The following is a 23058-nucleotide window of genomic DNA, read 5'->3' as shown; positions in this document are numbered from 1 at the left end:
GGTTACATGACGAGCACACCGCTGGCCCCGGGCTTGTGGCGTTTGGCGAGGTCCTCCGGCTCCACATGGATATGGATGGAGGAGCGGCCCAGCACGGCCCGGATGGCATTTTCGATCCGGTCGCAGATGTCATGGGCGTCCGTGATGCGCATCTCATCCGGCACGATGAGGTGGAACTCCACGAAATAGAGGGACCCCACCCGCCTCATGCGGAGGTCGTGGGCCTCCAGTGCTCCCTGGCCTGCCTGCGTGATGGTCTGGCCGACCTCATGGACCAGTTCCGGCGGTGGAGCCTCGTCCAGCAGGCCGGTCATGGAATGGCGCATCATGCCGAAGCCGGTCCAGAGGACATTCAGGGCCACGAGGGCGGAGAGCAGCGGGTCCAGCCAGAGCCAGTGCAGCAGGGGGATGAGGCAGACACCGACCAGCAGGGCCAGGCTGGCCCAGACATCGGAGAGAACATGATCCCCGGCCGAACTAAGGGCCTGTGAGTGATGTGTCCGGCCCATCCGTCGCAGGATGAGGGCCCAGATGAGGTTGATGACCCCGGCAGAGGCATTGAGGAGCGCCCCCGGCAGGGGGGCTTCCGGGGCCTGTATGTGCAGGGCATCGTGCCCGGCGATGGCCAGGATGACCAGGGCCGTCAGCACCACGAGAACCCCCTCGATGACGGCCCAGACATATTCCGCCTTGCCGTGCCCGTAAGGGTGGTTGTCATCTGCCGGGCGGGCGGCAAAGGCCACGGCCCAGAGCGTGCCGACGGAGGCCAGAACGTTGAGGATGGTCTCGATGGCATCGGACAGCAGGGCACCGGAGCCGGAGACGGCCCATGCCGCATATTTGATGCCCAGCACCACGAGGCTGACGAGGATGGAAAGACGGGCCACCCGCAGGCGGAGTGGCGTGGTCGTGTTCTCCCTTGGCACGGCGCTTTCAGGCGTGGTGGTGGTCATGGGTGCAGTCCGTCTCTTTCGGGGCGGTGTGGGGGGTGTTGCAGCCGGGTGTGGCGCAGCCGGCTCCTTCGGGCGGTTCCACCTGGAAGGTGGGATGGCCTATGGCGAATTCCTCCCGCAGCAGGATGGTCGCCCGGGCCAGAAGGTCGGCCGTCCGGCTCTGGGCTTCCAGAATGGTGCAGTCTTCCGGCACGGGGTGGAGGACCAGATGGACCGTCAGGGCTGTCTCGGTCGTGCTGATGGGCCAGATGTGAAGGTGATGCAGGTCGGCAATGCCGGGCAGGCTCCGCAGGGCGTCTTCCACGGCACGGGGAGTGATGGTCTGCGGCACGCCATCAAGGGCCAGGCCGAGTGCATGGGTCAGCAGGGACCATGTCCCCCAGATGATGAGTCCCGACACGATGAGGCTGGCCAGAGGGTCGATGCAGGAGAAGCCGGTCAGCGTGATGAGGACACCGGCAATGACCACGCCCAGGGCCATGAGGGCATCGGAGGCCATGTGCAGGAAGGCTCCCCGCATGTTCAGGTCATGATGGGCGCCCCGCATGAGCAGCAGGGCCGTCCCGCCATTGATGAGGATGCCGATGCCCGCCACGATGCTGATGGTCTGTCCCTGCACGGTTTCGGGATGGATGAGGTGCCAGATGGCCTGCCAGATGATGCCCCCGGTGACGAGCAGGAGGATGGTGGCGTTGAGCAGGGCCGTCAGGATGGTGGCGCGTTTCAGCCCGTAGGTGAAGCGTTCGCTGGGGGTGCGGCGGGCGAGTATCTGGGCCCCCCATGCGGCCAGCAGGCTCAGCACGTCCGAGAGATTGTGCCCCGCATCGGCCAGCAGGGAGAGGGAGTGGGCGGCGAAGCCCCATCCGGCTTCCCCGGCGAGATAGAGCGTGTTGAGGATGATGGCGATGAGGAACGTGCCACCAAAGGAGGCCGGAGCGTGGACATGCCCGTGCCCGCCATGATGATGGTGCCCATGCCCATGCCCATGCCCATGCCCATGCCCATGCCCATGCCCATGCCCGTCGTGGTGATCATGGTCGTGGTGGGAGCAGGCTGTGCCTTCTGCCGGCTCGTGTGGAGGATGGGGCGTGGTCGTCATGGAGGAACCCTGATAGGCACGAAGATGTATGAGGGGATGCAGTATAAGTTAGACCTATCCAGCTTTCACCATTTTTCTTGTCCTGTTTCACATGGAGCAGGGCAGGGACCGGGACCGGTGGCCTGTCTGCCCTCCCTGCTTGCCAGTGCCCCGGTGCTGGCTTTAAAGGAACGGGCATGACAGCCTTTTCCCCCATGCTCCGCCTCAGCAATCTTGCCCTCCCTCTCGACCACACGCCGGAAGCCCTCCGAGCCGCCATCGTGGCCCGTCTGGCCGTAAGGCCGGAGGAGCTGCTGGCCTATCATGTCTTTCGCCGGGGGCATGATGCCCGACGGCGGGGGAACATCCAGCTCGTCTATACGCTGGACTGTGAGTTGCGGGAGCTGGATGCCGTGCTGGCCCGTTTCAGCGGGGACCAGCATGTCCGTCCGACGCCGGACATGCGCTGGATTCCGCCCGTCCTGCCCTCTCACGCCGCCGGGCGCACGCAGCGGCCCGTCGTGATCGGGGCGGGGCCCTGTGGCCTGATGGCAGCTCTCGTGCTGGCCCAGGCGGGGCTGAAGCCGATCATCATAGAGCGTGGCCGGGCCGTGAGGGACCGTACGGTCGATACGTTCGCCCTCTGGCGGAAATCCCGCTTCACGGCAGAAAGCAACGTGCAGTTCGGTGAAGGGGGAGCAGGAACATTCTCCGATGGCAAGCTCTATTCCGGCGTGTCGGATCCCCGCCATCTGGGGCGCAAGGTGCTGGAGGAGTTCGTGAAGGCCGGTGCGCCGGAGGAAATCCTGACCCTCTCCAAGCCGCATATCGGGACGTTCCGGCTCGTGACGGTCGTGCAGTCCCTGCGGGCGCAGATCGAGGAGCTGGGAGGGGAATATCGTTTCGAGACCCGGCTGGAGGGCATCGAGACGGCACCCTGTGAGGGTGGTGGCCGACAGGTGACGGGGCTGCGTCTCTCCACCGGGGAAGTGCTGCCTGCTGACCGGGTGATTCTGGCGGTCGGTCATTCTGCCCGGGACACGTTCGCCATGCTGCATGAGGAAGGTGTGCCGATGCAGGCCAAGCCTTTCTCCATCGGGGTGCGGATCGAGCATCCGCAGGCGGTGATCGACGTGGCCCGGTTTGGCCCGCAGGCGGGGCATCCGCTGCTTGGTGCGGCCGATTACAAGCTGGTGCATCATGCCAGCACGGGGCGGGGTGTCTATTCCTTCTGCATGTGTCCCGGTGGGCAGGTCGTGGCGGCAACCTCGGAGAAGGATCAGGTCGTCACGAACGGGATGAGCCAGTATTCCCGGGCCGAGCGGAACGCCAATAGCGGCATCGTGGTGGAGGTCCGCCCCGGTGTCGATTTCCCGGATGAGCCGCTGGCGGGGATCGCCTTCCAGCGTCAGTGGGAGAAGGCGGCCTTCGTGGCAGGTGGCGGGGATTATCGTGCTCCGGCGCAGCGTGTGGGGGACTTCCTTGCAGGGCGGGCCTCCACCTCTCTGGGCACGGTCGTGCCCTCTTACCAGCCCGGTGTGACGCCGACTGACCTTTCCCGTTGTCTGCCGGATTTCGTGGTGGCCTCCATCCGGGAAGCCCTGCCCCGGTTCGAGCGCAGGATCAAGGGTTACAGCATGGATGATGCCGTGATGACCGGTGTCGAGACACGGACATCCTCGCCCTTGCGGATTGACCGTGACGCCACGGGCCAGAGTCCAGCTCTGCGGGGGCTTTTCCCTGCTGGTGAGGGAGCTGGCTATGCTGGGGGAATCCTCTCCGCCGGGATTGACGGCATCCGTGTGGCGGAGTGGCTGGTGGCCTCCCTGTGATGGGAGGCCAGATGGGAGTTCTGCGGGCTCCCTCATGAATATTGGAAATTATTTATTAATGAAACATATCATAATTACCTAAGATAACAGAGTATATTAACACCAAATTAAAAGAAGTAATTGGTTAGTCAAGTTTCTGCCAAAGTTATGCGATAATTAGACCCTAATCACCAGGTACCGGTTTCCACAGTGGGCGGAGGTATACGCAGCACCTCCAGTTGCAACAGTGTGGATATTACAAGGATAAGCCGGTGTTGATTACTGGGCAGAGCGGGCAGGCCCCGCTGCGGTATCTGGCGAGCCACAAGGCAGGGTATCGCCGTTTTGGTTACATGTTGGCTCTGCTCAGCGGAGTATCCCTGGTCGCTGGGGTGGGCAGTGTGGCCCGTGCCGATGATGGTGCGTCTGTTTCTTCCGGAGACATGACGAACACTCAGACGCGCAACCTTCCCCAGGGAACGGAGGTCAAGGGGGACCTGTACCAGAAGGATGGTCAGCTCGGTCTGGATGGTACAAGCGTGGCTGGTACCCTGCATCTGGATGGGGGCACGGCCATTTTCGGGCATAACGGGGCGAGCCATCGTGGTACGCTGGTGCAGTCCCTGGCAGGCAGTGCAGATGCCGTGCTCGACAAGGCGGACGACAACAGCGACTATATCATGACACCGTCTCCCGATCCGTCCGCCCCTTATCTGGGGGAACTGACGATCACGCAGGGTAAAGGGGAGACGTATGGCGGGTCTCTCAAGGGGACGGGTGTCCTGAGCCTGCTGTCTGGCACACAGGTGCTGACAGGCCAGAATCAGATCAACGGCACTGTGGACATCCGCAATGGTACGCTGATCCTGCGGGACAAAGGAACTTTCTTCACGGAAAAAGGCAGCCCGCGGGGCCCGCTGGATGTCGGTCTGGCACGGGGGAATGAGGGGCATCTGGTGCTGGAAGGTCCGGACGCCAGGATACAGCGGATGTCCGTCTTCATCGGTAACGGCGACCCGACTTATGGTGGTGGGTCTGGCCCGATCGGGAAGAGCGATGCCACACTGACGGATGGGGCACAGATCAACAACCGTACCAACGAGGGCATGTATGTTGTCGTTGGCAATGACCAGAATGGTGAGCTGAACGTCGAGAACGGTTCCCGTGTTGAGGCTGATGAATTTTATGCCGCAGCCTCTCAGTCCCTGACTGGCACGGTGAATGTGACGGGCAGTGGCTCTGCCGTGGAAGCTACCAATGCCCACATCGGTAACAAGGGGACCGGTGTTGTGAATGTCAGCGACGGTGCCAGCTTCCGCGCTGATGAGGCAAGGTTTGGCGAGGATGGCGGCAACGGGAGCCTCGTTGTCGGTGTCGATGGTACGATGCAGAATGGCAACACGATCATCGGTGCTGGTGGCAAGGGGACCGTGACGGTTGATGGCGGGCGCTTCCAGAATGACGGGACGATCCGCTTCGGTGTGCCGGGGACCGGCGCAGCCTCCGATGGCACGCTGAATGTGCTGGATCATGGTGTGCTGGTAGCTGGTGATGATGGCTCTTCTCCTGCCATCGCCGCAGAGGACGGAGCCAAGGCTGCCATCAATCTTGATGCCGCCACGATACGGAACATCCAGGGGCGTGACTTCACCAGCACGGTTGCTGCCAACCTGACCGGCATGAACGAGTTCAATGTCCAGGACAGCAACACCATGTCATGGAAAGGCGGCCTGACGGGGGATGGTGGGGTCGACAAGACCGGCACGGGGACCCTGGGGCTTTCGGGTAATCTTGCCTACAAGGGCATGACGAACGTGGAAGCCGGTACCCTGTCCGTGACGGATGCGACGCTGTCGGGTCAGGTCATCAACCAGACCAACGGCACGTATGTGCAGAAGGGTGGTGAGCTGGACGGGACACTGGCCAATATCGGTACGGCGTCTGTTGATCATACCAACGTCAAGGGCGTGGTCACGAACAACAGCAGCTTTACGGCCACGGACAGCACGCTGGCCAATCTTGTCAATCTTGGTGGCAATGCGACCCTGAGGAACACGCTTGTTCATGAAGTGACCAGCACCGAAAAAAGCATGCTGGACTTCAAGGATACGGTTGTTGATGGGCGGTTTGCGAATACCGGCAAGGTTCTGGCTGTCCATTCCAAGGTTCCGGGCCTCCCGTCCGCTGCGGACTCAGAGAGCAATTCGGACGTTCTGGCAGGCCGCAGTGGGGATTCTGGAGCAACGATCACCAACCGGATGGGGGATGAGGATGACCTCACCAACCGGGCGGGTTCCGTGCCCAGGAAGGGCAACTTCACCAATGGTGGTGATGCAGAGTTCTATGACAGTGAGCTGGCGACGTTCACCAACACGGGGACATTCCTTCTGGCGCAGAAGAGTGTCGTCAATGGTGATATCCTTCAGAATGACGGCAAGCTGACCCTTGATGATTCTCAGGTCAACGGCGTGCTTTTTGCCAGGGGCGGCACGTTTGACATTACCAGCGGTGGCGCCAGTGTAGAATCGCTTGCCGGTCGTGCGAATGGTCAGCTGGAAGGCACGCTGAACCTGACCAAGGCAGCTGACACCTATGCAGGCAACATCTCCGGCAATGGCGGGCTGACCATCTCCGGGGGACGTGAGACCCTGGCAGGCAACAACACCTACACGGGTGAGACCGATGTCACGCAGAATGGTGGCCTGACCCTGAAAGGGAGCCTTGCCAGTGCGCTGAACAATGCCGGAACGACAGACATCACTGGCGGACGTGTTGCTGGTACGACCACGAACAGTGGAACACTGACCGCCAGCAAGGCGACACTGGCTGATGTCACCAACGAATCCGGCGGGACCTTCAGTGCAGCGGGCGGGCAGCTGGACTCTGTCGTGAACAATGGCAACATGACGCTGGATCAGGGTGTCATTGTCCATGGGAGCATTGCCCAGCACGCAGGCGACCTGATGCTGGATGGTTCCAAAACAAAGGGCGTGCTGGCAGCTCATGGTGGCCAGCTCACCATCGGTAATAACGGCTTCACCGCCGGATCTCTTGAAGGGAGCGGCAATGCCCAGTTGGAAGGCACGCTGAACCTGACCGATGCCAGCAGTACCTATGCCGGTAGCATGGGTGGCAATGGCGGGCTGACGGTTTCTGGTGGGCACGAAGTCCTGACAGGCAATAACAGCTATTCTGGCAACACTCTCGTGCAGACGGGCGGGCAGCTCGATGTGAACGGTGACAACAGCGCCGCCAAGGGTCTGACATCCGTTACCGATGGCGCCACGCTGCGCGGTACGGGGACGATCGGTGGCGATGTGAATATCGGCTCTGGCGGGACACTGGCCGCCGGGACGGCTGAGGCGCCGTCCACACTGACCGTCAACGGGAGCCTGAATCTGGCCGATGGGTCCCGTCAGGTTTTCCGTCTGGGGCAGGCTGATACGGAAGGTGGCGCCTACAACGACTTCATCAACGTCAAGGGGAACCTGGCGCTTGGTGGCACGCTGTCCATCCAGCCGGTTGATGCTGGTCCGGATGTGAACAATTCTTCGCTGATGGCCGGTCTGTACCGCCTGTACAGCTACGGTGGTGTGCTTTCTGGAACCCAGCAGTCGGTTGACGTGGCCTCCAAGCCTCTTCCAGAGGGGATGGTTGTCCAGACATCCATCGACCATCAGGTCAACCTGGCGGTCAATACAGGTGGATTCAACTACTGGGATGGTGGCAGCAGCGCCCATCGCTCCGATGATGGAAGGGGTAATGGCCGCATTGACGGTGGGGATGGTGTCTGGACGGCGGCAAGACCGCAGGGCACACCCAGCTGGGCTACAGCCGACGGCTCTGCCAACGGCCAGTGGCAGAATGGCAACATGGCCATTTTTGCAGCCTCTGCCGGTACGGTCCATGTCAATGACAAGGCCGAGGATGGCACGCAGGCTCCGGTCATCTTCTCCGGTGCCCAGTTTGCCAACCTTGATGGCAAGAATTACCTCGTGACAGGCGACAACCTGTATGCCTCCACCGGCAAGACGGTCATCCGTGTGGGTGACGGGACGTCTTCTGGCAAGGACATCACGGCAGAGATCGCTTCTGTCATTGATGGCAGCAAGGTTGATGGCGGCACAGGGCTGGAAAAGACGGACCTTGGTACGCTCGTCCTCAGCTCCGACAATGACTTTGCAAAGCCGACCCATGTTGAGGCTGGCACGCTCCAGCTCGGCAATGGTGGGACGACAGGGTCTGTCGGCCAGCAGGACATTGTCAATGACGGGACTCTGGCTGTGGATCACAGCAATGATGTCACGTTGGGTCAGACGATCTCCGGTACCGGCTCCTTCGTCCAGAAAGGGCAGGGCACGACAACGCTCAGCGGGGCGAACAGCTACACGGGGGATACGGATGTCCAGAACGGTCGTCTGAACCTGACAGGGTCCCTTGCTGGCAATCTGAACAACGCTGCCGCAACCGACGTCAATGGTGGCAAGGTTGCAGGGACCACGACCAACACTGGTACCCTGACGGCACAGAACGCCACGCTGGCCGATGTTGCCAACCAGGCTGGTACGGCCTCTCTGGCGGACAGCACGGCTGGTCACGTGACCAACGCTGACGGGGCGACCTTCAAGGCGACGGGTGGCACTCTGGCTTCTGCGGACAACAGCGGCAGCATGACGCTGGGTGCAGGCAACCATGTCACGGGTGATGTCACCAACAGCAGGGGTGACCTGACCCTTGACGGGAACCAGATTGCCGGGACGACGGCCAACCATGGTCAGCTGACGGCACAGAACGCCACGCTGGCCGATGTTGCCAACCAGGCTGGTACGGCCTCTCTGGCGGACAGCACGGCTGGTCACGTGACCAATGCTGACGGGGCGACCTTCAAGGTGACGGGTGGCACTCTGGCCTCTGCGGACAACAGCGGCAGCATGACGCTGGGTGCAGGCAACCATGTCACGGGTGATGTCACCAACAGCAAGGGTGACCTGACCCTTGACGGGAACCAGATTGCCGGGACGACGGCCAACCATGGTCAGTTGACGGCACAGAACGCCACGCTGGCCGATGTTGCCAACCAGGCTGGTACGGCCTCTCTGGCGGACAGCACGGCTGGTCACGTGACCAATGCTGACGGGGCGACCTTCAAGGTGACGGGTGGCACTCTGGCCTCTGCGGACAACAGCGGCAGCATGACGCTGGGTGCAGGCAACCATGTCACGGGTGATGTCACCAACAGCAAGGGTGACCTGACCCTTGACGGGAACCAGATTGCCGGGACGCTGGCGGCCAATGGCGGATCTTTCAGCGTCACGGATCATGGTTCTGATGCCGGCTCCCTTGCCGGGTCTGGAAATGGTGTTCTCAATGGCACCCTGACTCTGACCAATGCCAAGGATACCTATGCCGGGTCCCTGTCCGGCACTGGCGGGCTGACACTTTCCGGTGGTCATGAGACGTTGACAGACCAGTCCCATCTTGGGGGGCCTGTCTCCGTGGCTGGTGGTACGCTGGCTCTGGCCGGGGCGAAGGCTCAGCTGACGACAGACAGTAGTGTGAAGATTGGTGCAGGCAAGGCGGGTGACGTCAGCCTCTCTGATGGTGCAGCTCTCCACAGCCATGGTCCGGTCGTGTTTGCCAAAGCGGAGACAGCTCCGGCTGATGGCACCGACGCCAGACTCGATGTGCTGAGTGGCAGCAGGCTGAGTGCTGGTGATGTTGACGGCAAGCCCGGCCTGGTGGCCGAAGAGGGTGCCAAGGCCCAGCTGACGCTGGATGGCGGTACGCTCCAGAACATCAAGGGTTCTGATCTGACCAGCAACGTGAATACGGCCATCGGCTCCAAGGGGGCAGTGTTCGACGTGCAGGATGAGAACCGGATGACACTGGGCAATAATGTCGTCCTGACGGATGATGGCAGTGCCGGTGATCATGCCCTGACCAAGACGGGCACCGGGGTGCTCACGTTTGCTGGTGATGGTTCCGGCTTCAGTGGTCCGACGGACATCCAGTCCGGAGACATGATTGTTGATGGCAACATGAGCCATTCTGCCATGACCGTGCAGCATGGTGCCGTTCTGGCCGGTAATGGCTCCGTGGGCAGCACGGTCGTGTCCAGCGGCGGTATGCTGGGGGCTGGCAACGAGACAGATGCGGGTGCCCTGCATGTCATGGGTGATCTGACCATGGCCAAGGGCTCGGTCCTGTCCATCCGCGGGAGCAATGAGGCGACCGGGCGTCAGCTGGTCGCACCGGACGGCTTCTCCTACAGCGAGCTGAAGTCTGACCAGGTTCTGGTCTCAGGCAAGGCGGACCTCCAGGGGGGTACGCTGGCTCTGAAGGTGAAGGACCCGATGGCCCTGAAATATGGTCAGGCCTACCATGTGCTGACGGCCAATGGTGGCGTGAATGGTCATTATGATGACCTGGAGACCAATATCGGTCAGGATTACGCCTATCTTGATCCTCGTCTTGTCTATCAGGGCAATGATGTGGATGTGATGCTGCGTCGTTCCATCCATGGTTTCGAGTATGTGGGCCAGACCCGCAACGAGATCGCTGCCGGGGAAGGGCTGAACCATATCTCCGAAAACAGTGATCTGGCCAAGGCCATGACGGTCCTGACAAAAGACCAGGCCCGTCATGCGCTGAACAACCTGTCTGGTGAGCTTCACGCCTCCATCCGTACAGGGTTGATCCAGGACAGCTTCTATATCCGCAATGCAGCCCTGAACCGTCTGGCTGCGGCCGACTGTGACTATGGTCACAATGGCCAGAGCTTCTATGACCTGAAGACACGCAGGAAGGATGGCGCCTGCTATTCCGATCATGCGGTCCTGTGGGGGCAGGCCTATGGTGGCATGGGCTTCAACAGTGGGGACGGCAATGCTGCCCTCATGCACCATAACACCGCAGGCTTTGTCATCGGGGCGGATGGGCCAATCAACCATAGCAACTGGCGTGTTGGCGGGCTGATCTCTTACGGTCATTCCCAGTTCAACGTTCAGCGTGGTCGTTCCTCCTCGGCCAACAGCAACAATATCAGCATTGGTGCCTATGCCGGGACGCACTGGGGTCGCCTGAATCTCCGCTTCGGGGCCATCTATAGCTGGAACGTCATCAATACCCATCGTCATGTTGCCGTGGGTGATTATGGCGGGCGTCTCAGCAGCAGCTATCTGGGTGGTACGGCCCAGGGCTTCGGGGAGCTGGGTTACAAGTTCCGTGGGGAACGCAGCATGTTCGAGCCGTTCATGAACGTGGCTTATGTGAACATGCAGAGCGACAGCTATCGTGAGCATGGCAACGAGGCTGCCCTGCACAGCCACGGGACGGATACGGGTGTGACTTTCTCGAGCTTCGGCTTCCGCACGGCAACGACTGTAGGCATTGGCAAGGCGGTCTTCATGCCGCACCTGTCCGCTGCATACCGTCATGCCTTTGGTCGGACGGGCTCCCGCCAGCGTGAGACCTTCGCCATGGGTAGTGGTGCCGGTGACATGGATGTGGCCGGTGTGCTGCTTTCCAGAAATGCGGCCGTCGTGCAGGCTGGTGTGACCGCCCGGGTGAGCGAGCGTGTTGACCTGGACCTGTCCTATATCGGGCAGTATGGCAACCAGTCCACCGAGAGTGGTGGGACAGGGTCCGTCAAGGTCCGCTTCTGAGAGGCGGACCGGGGGACATCTCCTGCTGGAAGGAACGGGGTGGGGCGCAGGCTCCACCCCGTTTTTTCATGCCCTTCTGCCAGGGAGAAAGGCCTTCAGGGAAGGCGGAACGGTTCAGAAATCCTGTACGTCTTTCGGGCGGAAGACTGTGATGCCGAGGCTGATGAAACTTCCCGAAAGAACGCAGAGGATGGCGGCAGCAGGCAACCCTCCTGCCAGCAGCGGAGCAAGGGAGGGGACCAGCCGCCCGGCCACACCCTGCCCCAGAGAGCCGACAGCATAGCTGGTGCCCATGCCTGCGCTGCGGCCTGCATCGGGGAAGCGCTGGGAGAGATAATGGGGCACCAGAGCATAGATACCGGAGGCCGCTGCCCCGATGAAGAAGGCGGAGGCCAGCAGGATGGCCCATGGTCCAGCTGTGAGGAAGGGGATGATCAGCAGCATGACAGCTCCGAGCGCCACCCGCATGACGAGCCCTTCCCCGAAGCGGGTTGCCAGTGCCCCGCAGAGGATCTTCCCGGCAAGCGAGCCGAGGCAGTAGAGGGCCACCGGCCAGAAGATGAGCTGGGGGCTGAGATGGTGGTTGTCCCGCAGGATGGCAGGATAGAATGTGTAGAGGGCGGCCTTCTGGAACTCCAGAAAACACATGAAGGCAATGGCCTGGAAGGCGGCGCCGTTCCAGAACTGCCGGGCAGTCTGCCAGAAAGAGGCGGCCGGTTCTGCCGGAGCCTGATCGTGCTGACGCTTTTTCTCTTCCTGCGCAGCGAGCCAGAGAGGGCTTTCCTTCACCCTGAAACGGATGAAGAAGATGAGCAGGGCAGGCAGCAGCCCGATGAAAAACATGACACGCCAGCCATGATGGGGCAGGATGAGGGCCTGTGCTCCGGCCGCTGCCATATAGCCGATTTCGTAACCGGCCATCATGGTGGCGGAGGCCAGAGGCCGCAGCGGGCCGGGAACACTTTCCATCAGCAGGGTGGCGGAGGCCGTCCATTCTCCACCAAAACCGATCCCGAACAGGAATTGTGTGATGACCAGCGTGGTGATGCTGTGGGTTGTCCCCGTGAGGGCGGCAAAGAGGGCGAAGAAGAGGATGCCGAGCGTGAAGGCAGGCTTGCGGCCGAAACGGTCGGAGAGCCAGCCCCAACCCGTGTTGCCTACGGCCCGTCCCAGAGCCTGTGCCAGAAAGACACTGCCAAGGGCGGCCAGCGTGCAGCCGAAATCCCGGGCAATGTCGGGCAGGGTGAACATCAGGGTTGTCTGGTCAAAGGCATCGAGAAACCAGCCGCTGAAAGCAGCAAGGGTGACCTGCCAGTAAGGCAGCAGGGCGCTGAATCCGGGCCGGCCACCCGGAGAGGAGGAAGAAGCGGAAACAGGCAAGACAGGCCTCCGGCAAACGATGTTCCCCGCCTGGGGAGATATGGAGCCACCAGCTATAGAGGAGTGGGTAAAAAAACTGTAGCCAGATAGTCCTGTTTAATGGGTCCTGTAACCATGTTTTCGTTTATAACAGTGTTTAAACCTTGCTTTCTGGGGGGCGGACCATAAATTGATGACCCTGAGGAGAGCAATGTCTATGAATTATGATACCCTGTTCCAGAATGCGCTGGATGGCCTCCGGGCTGATGGCAGCTACCGTTATTTTGCGGAGCTGGAACGTCACGTCGGCAGGTTTCCCAAAGCCTTCCACCATGGCGTCGGGCGTGATGTAACGGTCTGGTGCTCCAACGACTATCTGGGTATGGGGCAGCACCCCGCAGTGCTGGAGGCCATCCATAAATCTCTGGATGAAAGTGGTGCAGGTGCAGGCGGGACACGGAACATCTCCGGCACCAACCATCATCATGTCCTGCTGGAAAAGGAGCTGGCCTCCCTGCATGGCAAGGAAAGTGCCCTGCTTTTCAATTCCGGTTATCTCTCCAACTGGGTGACGCTGGGCACGTTGGCCGCACGGCTGAAAGGCTGTGTCGTGCTGTCTGATGAACTCAATCATGCCTCCATGATCGAAGGCATCCGCCATTCCCGTGCGGAGAAACGCATCTTCAGGCACAATGATCTTGAAGACCTTGAGGCCAGGCTGAAAGAGCTGCCTCTGGATACGCCGAAGATCATCGCCTTCGAGTCCGTCTATTCCATGAATGGCGACATTGCTCCGATTGAAGAAATCTGCGATCTGGCCGACCGTTACAACGCCATGACCTATCTGGATGAGGTCCATGCCGTGGGCATGTATGGCCCGCAGGGTGGCGGCGTAGCGCAGGAGCGTGGTCTGGAACACCGGCTGACCGTCATCGAGGGGACGTTGGGCAAGGCCTATGGCGTGGTGGGGGGCTATATCGCAGCCTCTGCTGCCCTGTGTGATTTCGTGCGCTCTTTTGGCTCAGGCTTCATTTTCTCCACCTCCCTGCCGCCGATGATTGCGGCGGGTGTGCTGGCCAGTGTCCGGCATCTGCGCCACAGCGATGCCGAGCGCAAGGGGCAGCGGGAGGCCGTGGCCCTGCTGAGGAAGAAGCTGGACGAGGTGAAAATCCCCTACATGCCTGGTCAGTCGCACATCACGCCCGTCATGGTGGGAGATGCCACCCTCTGCCGTGAGCTGACGGACAGCCTGCTGAAGCGCTTCGGCCATTATCTCCAGCCTATCAACTATCCGACCGTCCCCCGAGGGACGGAGCGCCTGCGCCTGACCCCGGGGCCGCTCCATACGGAAGAGGAGCTGACCTCTCTGGTCAGTGCGCTGGACACGCTCTGGACAGAACTGAAACTGCCCCGTTCGGAGGCTTAAAAGCCTCCGACAATCTGAAAGTCGCAGAAGGTCCCACGACGGTTTGCCAGTTCCGTCGTGTGGATGCGGCGTAGGCGGATGCCAGCATCAAAAGTGACGTTGATGTGCTGGTTCAGACTGCCGGTAAGGTCGGCGCCCACGCTGGCGAGGGTGGCCGCCCGGGCGCCCGTGCCCACATGGTGGACCTGCCGGTTGTCCGCCCAGTCCCAGAAGATGCCAAGCTTGTTGCTGTCCGGCTGTCCCGGTGTGGGCAGGTGAGCCAGCTGGAGCAGGGAGAGAGCGGGAGTGAAGACTTCCTCGCTGACGGCATTGCCGTTGCTGCCGAAGGATGTATTGGCAAAATAGCCACGAGCATTGCCCATGCCGCCGATCATGAGCTGTTCACTATAGAGCAGGTTCTTGTTGGCCCGCTGGAATGTTACCTTCGTTGTGGAAGAAAAGCCGTAGGGCAGGTTCTGTGTCCGGGTGAGCATCAGCCGGTCATAGACATAATTGGGGCTGGAGAGAGGGAAGATGCTCTCATAGGCTCGCCGCGTATCATTTTTCATCAGGCCGCCGGGACCGTAGAAAAACTGGTTGTTGATCTGCGTCTGCCCCCACGGGTCCTGTATGGACCCTGTATAGCCCACGACAAACTGGGCCGTGGCGGCTTTGGAGAGCGTGATGGTGTGGGCATGGTAGAACTGGTCGGAATGGGTGTTTTTCCAGTCAAAACCGAGCTGGATCATGCCGTCCAGCCCGGCATCCCGGCCAAGGGCAATATGGTCGAACATGTGCAGCCAGCGCAGTGAAACCTGCCCGCTGAGACCCCGGTTGATGAGGCCCGGCGTGTTGCTGGTCGGGTGGGAGAGGGCATAGTTCCCGAAAATCTGCAAGGCATTATGGCCGAGGAGCGGGATGGTCCAGCTGCCCGTGTGGTTGTCGAACCGGTTCATGAAGGTGCGGTTGAACTGGTAGGTCAGTATCTGCCCCAGCCCGAAGGCATTGCCCCATGAGGCCCCCGTGTACCAGTTGAGCCGGCCCAGTGAGCGGTCCGCCTGATTGTTCATGGCGGCATAGCCATAGACGGGAAAGCGGTCTGTCACGTTGATGTCCACATCCGTGCTGCCGGGGTGGCTGCCGGGGCGGTAGATGAGGTCCGCCGTGCGGAAGGGGTTGAGGTTCAGCCAGTCCAGGTCTGTCTGGAGGGCCGTCAGGGCCATGGTCTGGTTGGGAGTGAGGTTGCTGGCCTGCCGGACCTGCCAGGCAGGTGTCCAGCGGTTGCCATGCACGGTGATGCGGTCAAGCCGGTATTCCGAGACATCAATATGCAGCACGCCCCCGTGTACACGCTGGGGAGGTACGGTGATGCTGATGAAGGCCCGGTCATGCTGGCGGAAGAAGATGGCGATGGCTCCCGTCAGCTCATGCATTTTCTGGAATGTCAGAGGATGGCCGATATAGGGGAGGATTACCCGATAGAGACCGGGTGCGTGGCTCAGCTTCAGCCCTTCGGAAGAAATGGGCTGCTGGGCTGTTCTGCTGCCTGTATGGCCTGCCGGCTGCAGGATGACGGCCTGGAGGCGGGGCAGGGCGAGAGTGTCTTCCAGATGCGGGGTCGGGTTGGGGCCCGCAGTCCCCGGCTGGAGAGGGATGATGGGGTGGGATGATGGTGTACGGCTGGTATCCGGTTCGGTCCCTCTGGTATCGGCAGAGGGACTGCCGATCGTATGATGATTGAAAAACCCCAGGGGGGTGGGCAGGGCTGTAGCCGGAATCCCGGCGGGGGTGCTGGCCGGAGGAATGGTCTGGGCCATGGCTGTTCCCGGTAGAAACAGGGCCGCCAGAGCCATGGCGGACCCGCAGGACGGGAAAGAGAGGACGGGCAGGGCGAAAAGACGGAACGGGCTGACGGTCACGGGGCAGCAGCACCGGGGAGAGCACTGTTGCGCAGCTCCACATCTCCATCAGGCAGGATTTCCGCCTTGTTGACGGGAATTTCGCTGGAGCGGTTTCCCGCAAGGGTAAAGGCATTCCCGTCGGCACTGGCCAGGCTGGCGGCGGCATCCAGCGTCAGGGCGCTGTCGCTGGAGCCGGTGCGGGCGCAGGGTTCCGGGAGAATGTAAAGCCCGGTCGGGCCGAAGGAGGCATTCAGGGTGGCACGGCGTGTCCTGGGCGCCTTGGGGTCTGTCGTGGTCAGGTCGGGCTGGGCGCTGACTCCGATGGTTACCGTCTCGAACCCTTTGCCGTGTCGCAGCGTGCCGAAGCGGTACGGCGTGTGTGGCCCTGCAGTTTTCATGGAGGTTGGCAGATGGGCCGTGCCCGGTGTCTGGCACCCGCCGGGAGAGACAAGCAGCCCGTTGGGCGCTGTGACCGTGCCATCCGCTGCAATATGGTAAAGTTCCCCGGTAAGGCTGGTCTGGTTCTTTATGGGGGAATGGGTGTTGCCCACGACACTGTCGAGCATCGTGTTGGCGGTGGTTGCGCTCCGGGCGCCCGGGGAATAACCGGCCACCGGTGTGCTCTGGCCCAATGCTGATTGGGGAGCAGAGACATACAGTACACCGCCAGCCAGCAGGGCAGGCAGGATTCTGGTCAGAATGGCTGTGGTGCAGGCACCCATGACAGATGACCCCCCCTTGGTGGACAGACAATGCAGCCGTTCACGGACAGGGGATGTATAAAGTATCTTTCATGAGTGGCAAAGTATTTCGGGGGAGTGGGAACAGTCCCGGCCTGTCCCGATATGGTTGGGACAGGCCGGGAGGGGCCTCATCTCTGTGCCACACTTTCAGGCAGGGAAATGGTTGGCTGGGCTATCCCGGCCTCATCAACATAGGGCCCTTCCGCCAGGAGCTGGATGCTCAGCATGTCCCGCTCATGAATGGTGGGAAACTCTTCCAGAGAGAGGAGGGCGTTGCCGTTTGTCCAGCGGCAGGGGCTGTTCTCCATCACATCCCAGCCGGAAGCGTGGGGATCCGACATATGGGATGTCAGGCTGTGGGTCTGCTTTTCCTGGTACAGCTCCACGGCACCGACGAGGACACCGAGGAAACGGCGGTCATCCACATAGGGGCCGATGGTGTCGCAGGGGCGGCTTGTGCGGGAGCGAAGGTAAAGGGCTGTCACGCCTTCCGGCAGAAGGAAGATGGCCCGGTCCTGTATCCGGCGGACAGGGTAGAGAACGTCCCCGGCATTGGTGACCAGATGGAAGTCTGAATCCTGCACCAAGGAGACAGGTGGTACCTGCCGGGCAAAACCGAGGGCGCGGGCCCGCTCGTCCAGCGCCTCATGCAGTGGCTGGATGGAGGCGGTATCCACGGTCAGCGGAGCGCAGGCATCCTTTTCCCAGCTCTTGGAGGGCGGGAAAGCCACGACATTTCCTTCCTGGAGGAAAGTCATCTCATGGAAATTGCGGCGGCTGCTGCCGCTGAGATAACTTTCCGTCATCACTCTGTTGGCACGGACGATGCTGTGCTCTGCCGTCTCAAAGTGATAATAGTCGTAAGAGAGACGTTCACGGTCATAGTGGATGGAGCGGTGATTGACGAGCATCCGCACCGGGACGAAATGGCCATCAAGATAGAGCGTGTGCTCTGATGTTACATACAGGTCGGCATCAGGGCAGCCATCTCCCAGTGCATTTTTTCTGATGCAGACGGCATAGCCTGCCCGGTCATCCGGCAGATGGGGCTGGACATCGATACGGCCCCGCCCTGCCCATGTTATCGGCTCCAGCTTCTGGTTGCCGTCAGGGCCGGTCAGGACGAGATCACCAACAGCGAGAGTTTCGACAGCTCGAGGTCCAGCATCCGTCATGATCATGGACCCGGGGAGGAAGCAGGCAATGTCGATGTTGGTGACGCCGGTGTCAAAGGTCCAGTCGACATTGCTGAGTGTTACAGGCGATCCCGGTGTCGCTGGGCTGCCCTGATTCAGGGAATCAAAGCCCGTATTGGGGACAAGCTGTAGATAGAGATAATGCTTCCCGGTTTGGACGGCTGCTGCCAGATTGGACAGGCCAAGATACGTCTGTTGTTCGTCAGGAGGAAGAGGGGCATACTGTTGCCCGTCCCCTATCTGTTTTATGAATTGAACATTCTTTATCGCAAACTCTGCAACGACAGAAGGAGTTGGAGGAATGACATCCATGTAGGTAAACGAACCTACATAAGACAGGTACGTTACAGCAAAAACATTTGTGTTGGGGATATGCATGAGGACAACAGCCTTGTCTCCCGACTGGCTTATGTTCACGCCCTGGACCATGGCCAGCTGATATATCGGCTGGGCAGAAGTGAGCTGGTTTGTTGCAGTAAGCCGGGTGTTGAAAACGTTCCCGGTTGCTGGGTTCGGGAGGGTCTCCGGACCAAACCAGAAGCCGGGGAGACCAGTAGTATTGCCGCCCCCTGTATCAGGAGACAGGTTGGAGTACTTCTGTGGTTTTTCCCATGTGATTGACATGACTGTTCTCCAGTGGGGTGCAGACCGTCGATGATTCTGTACGAAATAGGGAGATGATGATGAGGCTCTGTGGTATTTTTGTGGTGTAATTTCAGCGATGATATCTGAATTCCTTGAATGGTATTAGAAAAAGAAAAGATTTTCCTGTTAATGAATTGTACTATTTTTCACTAATATAGTATTAATCAATTTATTATTGAATTTTTATTAATTTCTGTTCCTCCCTTGAATGTGGGTAACAGACCTGTGTGCCCTCTCCTCTTTTGCAGGAGGGGCAGGGTGGATATGATGGGAGCCGAAATGACACAGTCTGCACGATATGGGCCAGCCATGGCTGGGGTCAGAAACAAGGATGGGCAGGAATGCAAGATGCTGGCCGAGCAGGCTACCGATTGTCTTCTGGACTATCTGTACGGGGAGCCGAAGGCCCTGGTCGAGGATAGTGCGGTGTTCCTGCTGGAGATACGGAAGATATGGCAGCAGCATGGTGTGGATGAAAGTGCCATCTGGCAGGAACTGAGTGAGCGGATTGACCTTTCATCCGATTTGCTGAAACGTGGCATCCGGGCCCGCAAGGGGGGCCGTTACCGCTCCACGAAACTGCCCTGACAGGCTGGTGGCAGGTAGCGGGATTGATGGTGGAAGAGCGACGGGAGCCGCAATGACAGGCCTGCACGGAACATTTCTGGAGCATCTTGGCGCGATGGACTGGGCCATGCTGGTTCTTGTTGGCCTGTCGGCCCTCTGGGGGCTGGTGAGAGGGCTTTCGCACGAGAGCGGAGCCCTGCTGGTCTGGATAGGCAGTTTCTGGCTGGTAGGCCGCTGGGGGGGCGTGGCCTTGTCCCATCTGGCTCCGCTTGTTTCCCCTACCTTTCAGGGGACGGCTGTTTTCACCTGGGGCGGGCGGCTGGGGCTGTTCGTTCTGGTCATGATTGTTCTGAATCTGGTGACCAGCCAGCTGGCCCGTGGCATGAGAGGGCTGCTCTCCGGCCCGTTGGACGCACTGCTTGGGGCTGGTTTCGGGCTGGTGCGGGGTTATGTCGTGCTGGTGCTGCTCTTCTGTGCGGGCAGCTATCTGGCGCAGGACTGGCTGGAAGCCGCCATGCAGGGGAGCGTCCTTGCACCCTTCGTGGTGCGTGGCGTGGCTTTTTTGCAGGGATATATACCGCTTTCATGGTCGGAACATCTTGCCTTTCTGCCATCGAATAGCCATTGAAGGGGGGTCGCAGGCATCACCCTGACGGACAGGCTGCCCTGAAGAAGGGCAATGGCCGGTTTTTTCAAGGGGTTGGCTGCCTGTGCCGCTGTGCCACTTAGATATGAGCGGGATTCGCCCGTCAGGTTTGCTCCATCGATATGTCTTTTCCTGAATCGTCCAGTCGTCCCTATGAGGAATGTGGTGTTTTTGGTGTCTGGGGTGTGCCGAATGCGGCAGCGCTGACAGCTCTCGGCCTGCATGCCCTCCAGCATCGTGGTCAGGAGGCGGCCGGTATCGTCAGTTTTGATGGCGACACGTTCCACCAGCACAAGGCGCTGGGCCTTGTCGGAGATGTGTTTGGCAATCAGGACGTGATAGCAGGCCTGCCGGGGGAGGCGGCCATAGGGCACAACCGTTATGGCACAACGGGTGGCAGCCATGTGCGCAATGTCCAGCCCATCTATGCCGATTACGCCTTTGGTGGTCTGGCCGTGGCCCATAATGGCAATCTGACCAATGCCGCCACCCTGCGCAAGGCGCTGGTAAAGCGTGGCTGTATTTTCCATTCCACGATGGATACGGAGGTCATCGTCCATCTTGTCGCCATTTCGCTCTATGACACGGTGATCGAGCGGTTGATGGATGCGGCAAAGAAGATCAAGGGGGCTTATTCCCTCATCACCCTGACACCGGATGACGGGATGCTGGGGATGAGGGACCCGCTGGGCGTGCGACCGCTGGTTCTGGGCCGCATGCCCGGGCATGAGGACAAACAGGGCGGCTGGGTGCTTGCCAGTGAGACCTGTGCGCTGGACATCATCGGTGCTGACTATGTGCGTGACATCGAGCCGGGTGAAATTGTCGTCATCAATGCGGATGGGGTGAAATCTCTCTGGCCGTTTGGGGATATTGGCCGCCGGTTCTGCATTTTTGAATACATCTATTTTGCCCGGCCGGATTCCGTGCTGGAGGGACAGTCCGTCTATGAAGTGCGGACCCGCATCGGTGGCGAATTGGCCCGGGAGAGTGGGGTCGACGCTGATGTGGTCGTGCCTGTGCCGGATTCTGGCGTGCCTTCTGCCATCGGGTATGCTCATGAGAGTGGCCTGCCCTATGAGATGGGCATCGTGCGCAACCATTATGTAGGCCGGACGTTCATCCAGCCGACCGATCAGGTCCGTAATCTTGGCGTGAAGATGAAACACTCGGCCAATAAGGCCGTGCTGGAAGGACGCCGGGTCATTCTGGTGGACGATTCCATCGTGCGCGGCACGACATCCCGCAAGATTGTGGACATGGTCCGGGCAGCGGGAGCGAAGGAGGTGCACATGCGCATCACTTCTCCACCGACCAAACATCCCTGCTTCTACGGGATTGATACGCCCTCCGAGAAGCATCTTCTGGCCGCCCGTCATTCGCTGGAAGAGATGTGCAAGGCCATCAATGCGGACAGTCTGGCGTTCATCAGTTTCGATGGCCTCTACCGTGCCCTTGGTCATCAGGGGCGCCCGGTGGAGAACCATACAAACTGCGATGCCTGCTTCTCCGGGGATTACCCCATCACGCTGGTGGACAAGGATGGCAATCTGATCCAGCAGTAAGTGGGTCAAGCCCACGCTGCATAAAAAAGGGCCTGGCGGCTGGTTCTGTCAGGCCTTTTTTGTGTGTGGATGCTGCCTCTCAGTTTTTGGGTGGTTTGATGTTCGGCTGGAGCATCAGTTTCGGGTCGGCCACACGGTCATACTCCTCACCTGTCATGAAGCCGAGAGCCAGCGCACTCTGGCGGGGGCTGAGACCGTTCTCCATGGCATGGTGAGCGACCTGCGAGGCTCTGTCATACCCAATGCTGGGGGACAGGGCCGTGACCAGCACAAGGGAATGGTCCAGCTGCTGGCGGATATGGTCCTCATTGGCGGTCGTGCCCTCGATGAGGAAGCGGCGGAAATTCTCCATGCCGTCATGCAGCAGGGTCAGGCTCTGCATGATGTTCTGGATCATCACGGGCTTGTAGGCGTTCATGTCCAGCATTCCGCCAGCGCCTGCCATGCCCACGACCACGTCATTGCCCATGACCTGAAGGCACAGCATCGTCAGGGCTTCGGCCTGCGTGGGGTTGATCTTGCCGGGCATGATGGAGGAGCCGGGTTCATTCACCGGCAGGTTCAGCTCACCCAGCCCCGCCCGGGGTCCGCAGGCCAGCAGGCGGATGTCGTTGGCGATTTTGAAGAGGCTGCCCGCCAGCGTCCGCAGGGTAGAGGAGAGATGCACCAGAGCATCATGTGCTCCCTGCAGGGCAAATTTGTTGGCCCCGCTGGTGAAGTCCAGCTGGGTGAGGCGGGCAATCTCCTTGCAGGCCCGGGCAGCGAACTGCGGGTCGGTGTTCACGCCCGTACCAAGGGCCGTCCCCCCCAGAGCCAGCGGCAGCAGTCCGTCACGGGCCTGCTCCAGCCGCTGGAGGTTGTCTTCCAGCATCCCGGCATAGCCTTCCCATTCCTGTCCCAGCGTGATGGGCACGGCATCCTGAAGATGTGTCCGCCCTACCTTGACGATGTGCTTCCACTGTGCGGCTTTGTGGGCAATGGCCCCGTGCAGGCGTTCCAGCGCCGGGATCAGGCGGCGATGGGCTGTCAGGGCGCTGGCGATGTACATGGCACTGGGGAAGGTGTCGTTGGTGGATTGTGCCATGTTTACATGGTCATTCGGGTGCAGCGGCTTCTTGCTGCCCAGTTTCTGCCCGGTCATCTGGCTGGCCCGGTTGGCGATGACCTCATTGACATTCATGTTGAACTGCGTGCCGGAGCCAGTCATCCAGACATGGAGAGGGAAGTGCCGGTCATGCATTCCGCTCATGATCTCGTCACAGATGCGGACGATGAGCTCTGCCTTGTCCTTTTCCAGCCGTCCGCTGGCCGCATTGGCTACGGCGCAGGCCCGCTTGAGAATGGCATAGGCCTCGATCATCTCACGGGGGATGAGTTCCTGCCCGATGCTGAAATAGCGGAGTGACCGCTGGGTCTGGGCCCCCCAGAGGGCTGTCTGGGGAACGTCGATCGGGCCGAGGCCATCAGTTTCTGTACGGTTTGCCATGATGAAGAGGTCCTGCCGGAAGTAGGGTGAAAAGGGAGG

General features: G+C 60.6%; 13 protein-coding genes. 6 read left to right on the top strand and 7 right to left on the bottom strand.

Annotated elements, in window-relative coordinates; all coding sequences use genetic code 11:
- Positions 1-2 precede the first annotated feature (2 nt).
- Both CO583_RS03975 and CO583_RS03970 read right to left on the bottom strand, forming a co-directional pair.
- A complete protein-coding gene (locus CO583_RS03975) occupies positions 3-953 on the bottom strand; it encodes a cation diffusion facilitator family transporter (RefSeq protein ID WP_052349165.1) in 951 nt (316 codons plus the stop codon).
- On the bottom strand, positions 934-2052 hold the full coding sequence (locus tag CO583_RS03970) for a cation diffusion facilitator family transporter (RefSeq protein WP_249103173.1): 1119 nt from the start codon (positions 2050-2052) through the stop codon (positions 934-936). Before CO583_RS03970 ends, CO583_RS03975 begins: the two co-directional genes overlap by 20 nt.
- A gap of 194 nt (positions 2053-2246) precedes the next feature.
- On the opposite strand from CO583_RS03970, the gene CO583_RS03965 reads away from it, so the two are divergent.
- Positions 2247-3863: an NAD(P)/FAD-dependent oxidoreductase gene (locus CO583_RS03965; protein WP_248630563.1), complete on the top strand. Its 1617-nt coding sequence runs from the start codon at positions 2247-2249 to the stop codon at positions 3861-3863.
- A 251-nt stretch (positions 3864-4114) separates the two neighbouring features.
- On the top strand, positions 4115-11506 hold the full coding sequence (locus CO583_RS03960; protein ID WP_248630343.1) for an autotransporter domain-containing protein: 7392 nt from the start codon (positions 4115-4117) through the stop codon (positions 11504-11506).
- A 114-nt stretch (positions 11507-11620) separates the two neighbouring features.
- Here CO583_RS03960 and CO583_RS03955 read toward each other — a convergent pair whose 3' ends face one another.
- The gene (locus CO583_RS03955) at positions 11621-12886 is read right to left on the bottom strand and encodes an MFS transporter (protein ID WP_086431179.1); all 1266 of its coding nucleotides are present in this window, start codon (positions 12884-12886) and stop codon (positions 11621-11623) included.
- 196 nt (positions 12887-13082) lie between these two features.
- Between CO583_RS03955 and hemA the strand changes: the two genes are divergently transcribed.
- Positions 13083-14291 (top strand): 5-aminolevulinate synthase, encoded by a 1209-nt coding sequence (hemA, locus tag CO583_RS03950; RefSeq protein ID WP_043560936.1) that lies wholly within the window; start codon positions 13083-13085, stop codon positions 14289-14291.
- Here hemA and CO583_RS09230 read toward each other — a convergent pair.
- The 3 genes from CO583_RS09230 to CO583_RS03935 all read right to left on the bottom strand — a co-directional run bounded on the left by CO583_RS09230 (position 14288) and on the right by CO583_RS03935 (position 18734).
- On the bottom strand, positions 14288-16189 hold the full coding sequence (locus CO583_RS09230; protein WP_248630344.1) for a ShlB/FhaC/HecB family hemolysin secretion/activation protein: 1902 nt from the start codon (positions 16187-16189) through the stop codon (positions 14288-14290). The two genes, hemA and CO583_RS09230, sit on opposite strands and share 4 nt — an antisense overlap.
- Entirely contained in the window at positions 16186-16893 is a 708-nt protein-coding gene (locus tag CO583_RS03940) for a hypothetical protein (protein WP_248630345.1), read from the bottom strand. Before CO583_RS03940 ends, CO583_RS09230 begins: the two co-directional genes overlap by 4 nt.
- 149 nt (positions 16894-17042) lie before the next feature.
- Positions 17043-18734: a Hint domain-containing protein gene (locus tag CO583_RS03935; protein ID WP_249103169.1), complete on the bottom strand. Its 1692-nt coding sequence runs from the start codon at positions 18732-18734 to the stop codon at positions 17043-17045.
- A 285-nt stretch (positions 18735-19019) separates the two neighbouring features.
- Here CO583_RS03935 and CO583_RS03930 point away from each other — a divergent pair, with 285 nt between their 5' ends.
- The 3 genes from CO583_RS03930 (at position 19020) to purF (ending at position 21533) form a co-directional block, all read left to right on the top strand.
- Positions 19020-19343, top strand: coding sequence for a hypothetical protein (locus CO583_RS03930; RefSeq protein ID WP_052349163.1), 324 nt, complete (start codon positions 19020-19022; stop codon positions 19341-19343).
- A 52-nt stretch (positions 19344-19395) separates the two neighbouring features.
- Positions 19396-19950, top strand: coding sequence for a CvpA family protein (locus CO583_RS03925; protein WP_081562928.1), 555 nt, complete (start codon positions 19396-19398; stop codon positions 19948-19950).
- Positions 19951-20090: 140 nt separating this feature from the next.
- Positions 20091-21533 (top strand): amidophosphoribosyltransferase, encoded by a 1443-nt coding sequence (gene purF / locus CO583_RS03920; protein ID WP_043560928.1) that lies wholly within the window; start codon positions 20091-20093, stop codon positions 21531-21533.
- 79 nt (positions 21534-21612) lie between these two features.
- Here purF and CO583_RS03915 read toward each other — a convergent pair whose 3' ends face one another.
- Complete coding sequence (locus CO583_RS03915; RefSeq protein WP_103765350.1) at positions 21613-23019, bottom strand: lyase family protein; 1407 nt, start codon at positions 23017-23019, stop codon at positions 21613-21615.
- Positions 23020-23058: the final 39 nt, after the last annotated feature.

The sequence above is a fragment of the Parasaccharibacter sp. TMW2.1882 genome (genome assembly GCF_023337635.1).
GTDB classification, from domain to species: Bacteria; Pseudomonadota; Alphaproteobacteria; order Acetobacterales; family Acetobacteraceae; genus Bombella; species Bombella apis.
The sequence above is the reverse complement of the archived record's forward strand: the minus strand, read 5'-3'. Positions and strand labels throughout refer to the sequence as shown.

Excerpts from the sequence above, each read along its gene's own strand:
- CO583_RS03935 (WP_249103169.1), bottom strand. The coding sequence starts at position 18,734 with ATGTCAATCACATGGGAAAAACCACAGAAGTACTCCAACCTGTCTCCT.
- hemA (WP_043560936.1), top strand. The coding sequence starts at position 13,083 with ATGAATTATGATACCCTGTTCCAGAATGCGCTGGATGGCCTCCGGGCT.
- purF (WP_043560928.1), top strand. The coding sequence starts at position 20,091 with ATGTCTTTTCCTGAATCGTCCAGTCGTCCCTATGAGGAATGTGGTGTT.
- CO583_RS03930 (WP_052349163.1), top strand. The coding sequence starts at position 19,020 with ATGATGGGAGCCGAAATGACACAGTCTGCACGATATGGGCCAGCCATG.
- CO583_RS03915 (WP_103765350.1), bottom strand. The coding sequence starts at position 23,019 with ATGGCAAACCGTACAGAAACTGATGGCCTCGGCCCGATCGACGTTCCC.
- CO583_RS03925 (WP_081562928.1), top strand. The coding sequence starts at position 19,396 with ATGACAGGCCTGCACGGAACATTTCTGGAGCATCTTGGCGCGATGGAC.
- CO583_RS03970 (WP_249103173.1), bottom strand. The coding sequence starts at position 2,052 with ATGACGACCACGCCCCATCCTCCACACGAGCCGGCAGAAGGCACAGCC.
- CO583_RS03975 (WP_052349165.1), bottom strand. The coding sequence starts at position 953 with ATGACCACCACCACGCCTGAAAGCGCCGTGCCAAGGGAGAACACGACC.
- CO583_RS03965 (WP_248630563.1), top strand. The coding sequence starts at position 2,247 with ATGCTCCGCCTCAGCAATCTTGCCCTCCCTCTCGACCACACGCCGGAA.
- CO583_RS03940 (WP_248630345.1), bottom strand. The coding sequence starts at position 16,893 with ATGGGTGCCTGCACCACAGCCATTCTGACCAGAATCCTGCCTGCCCTG.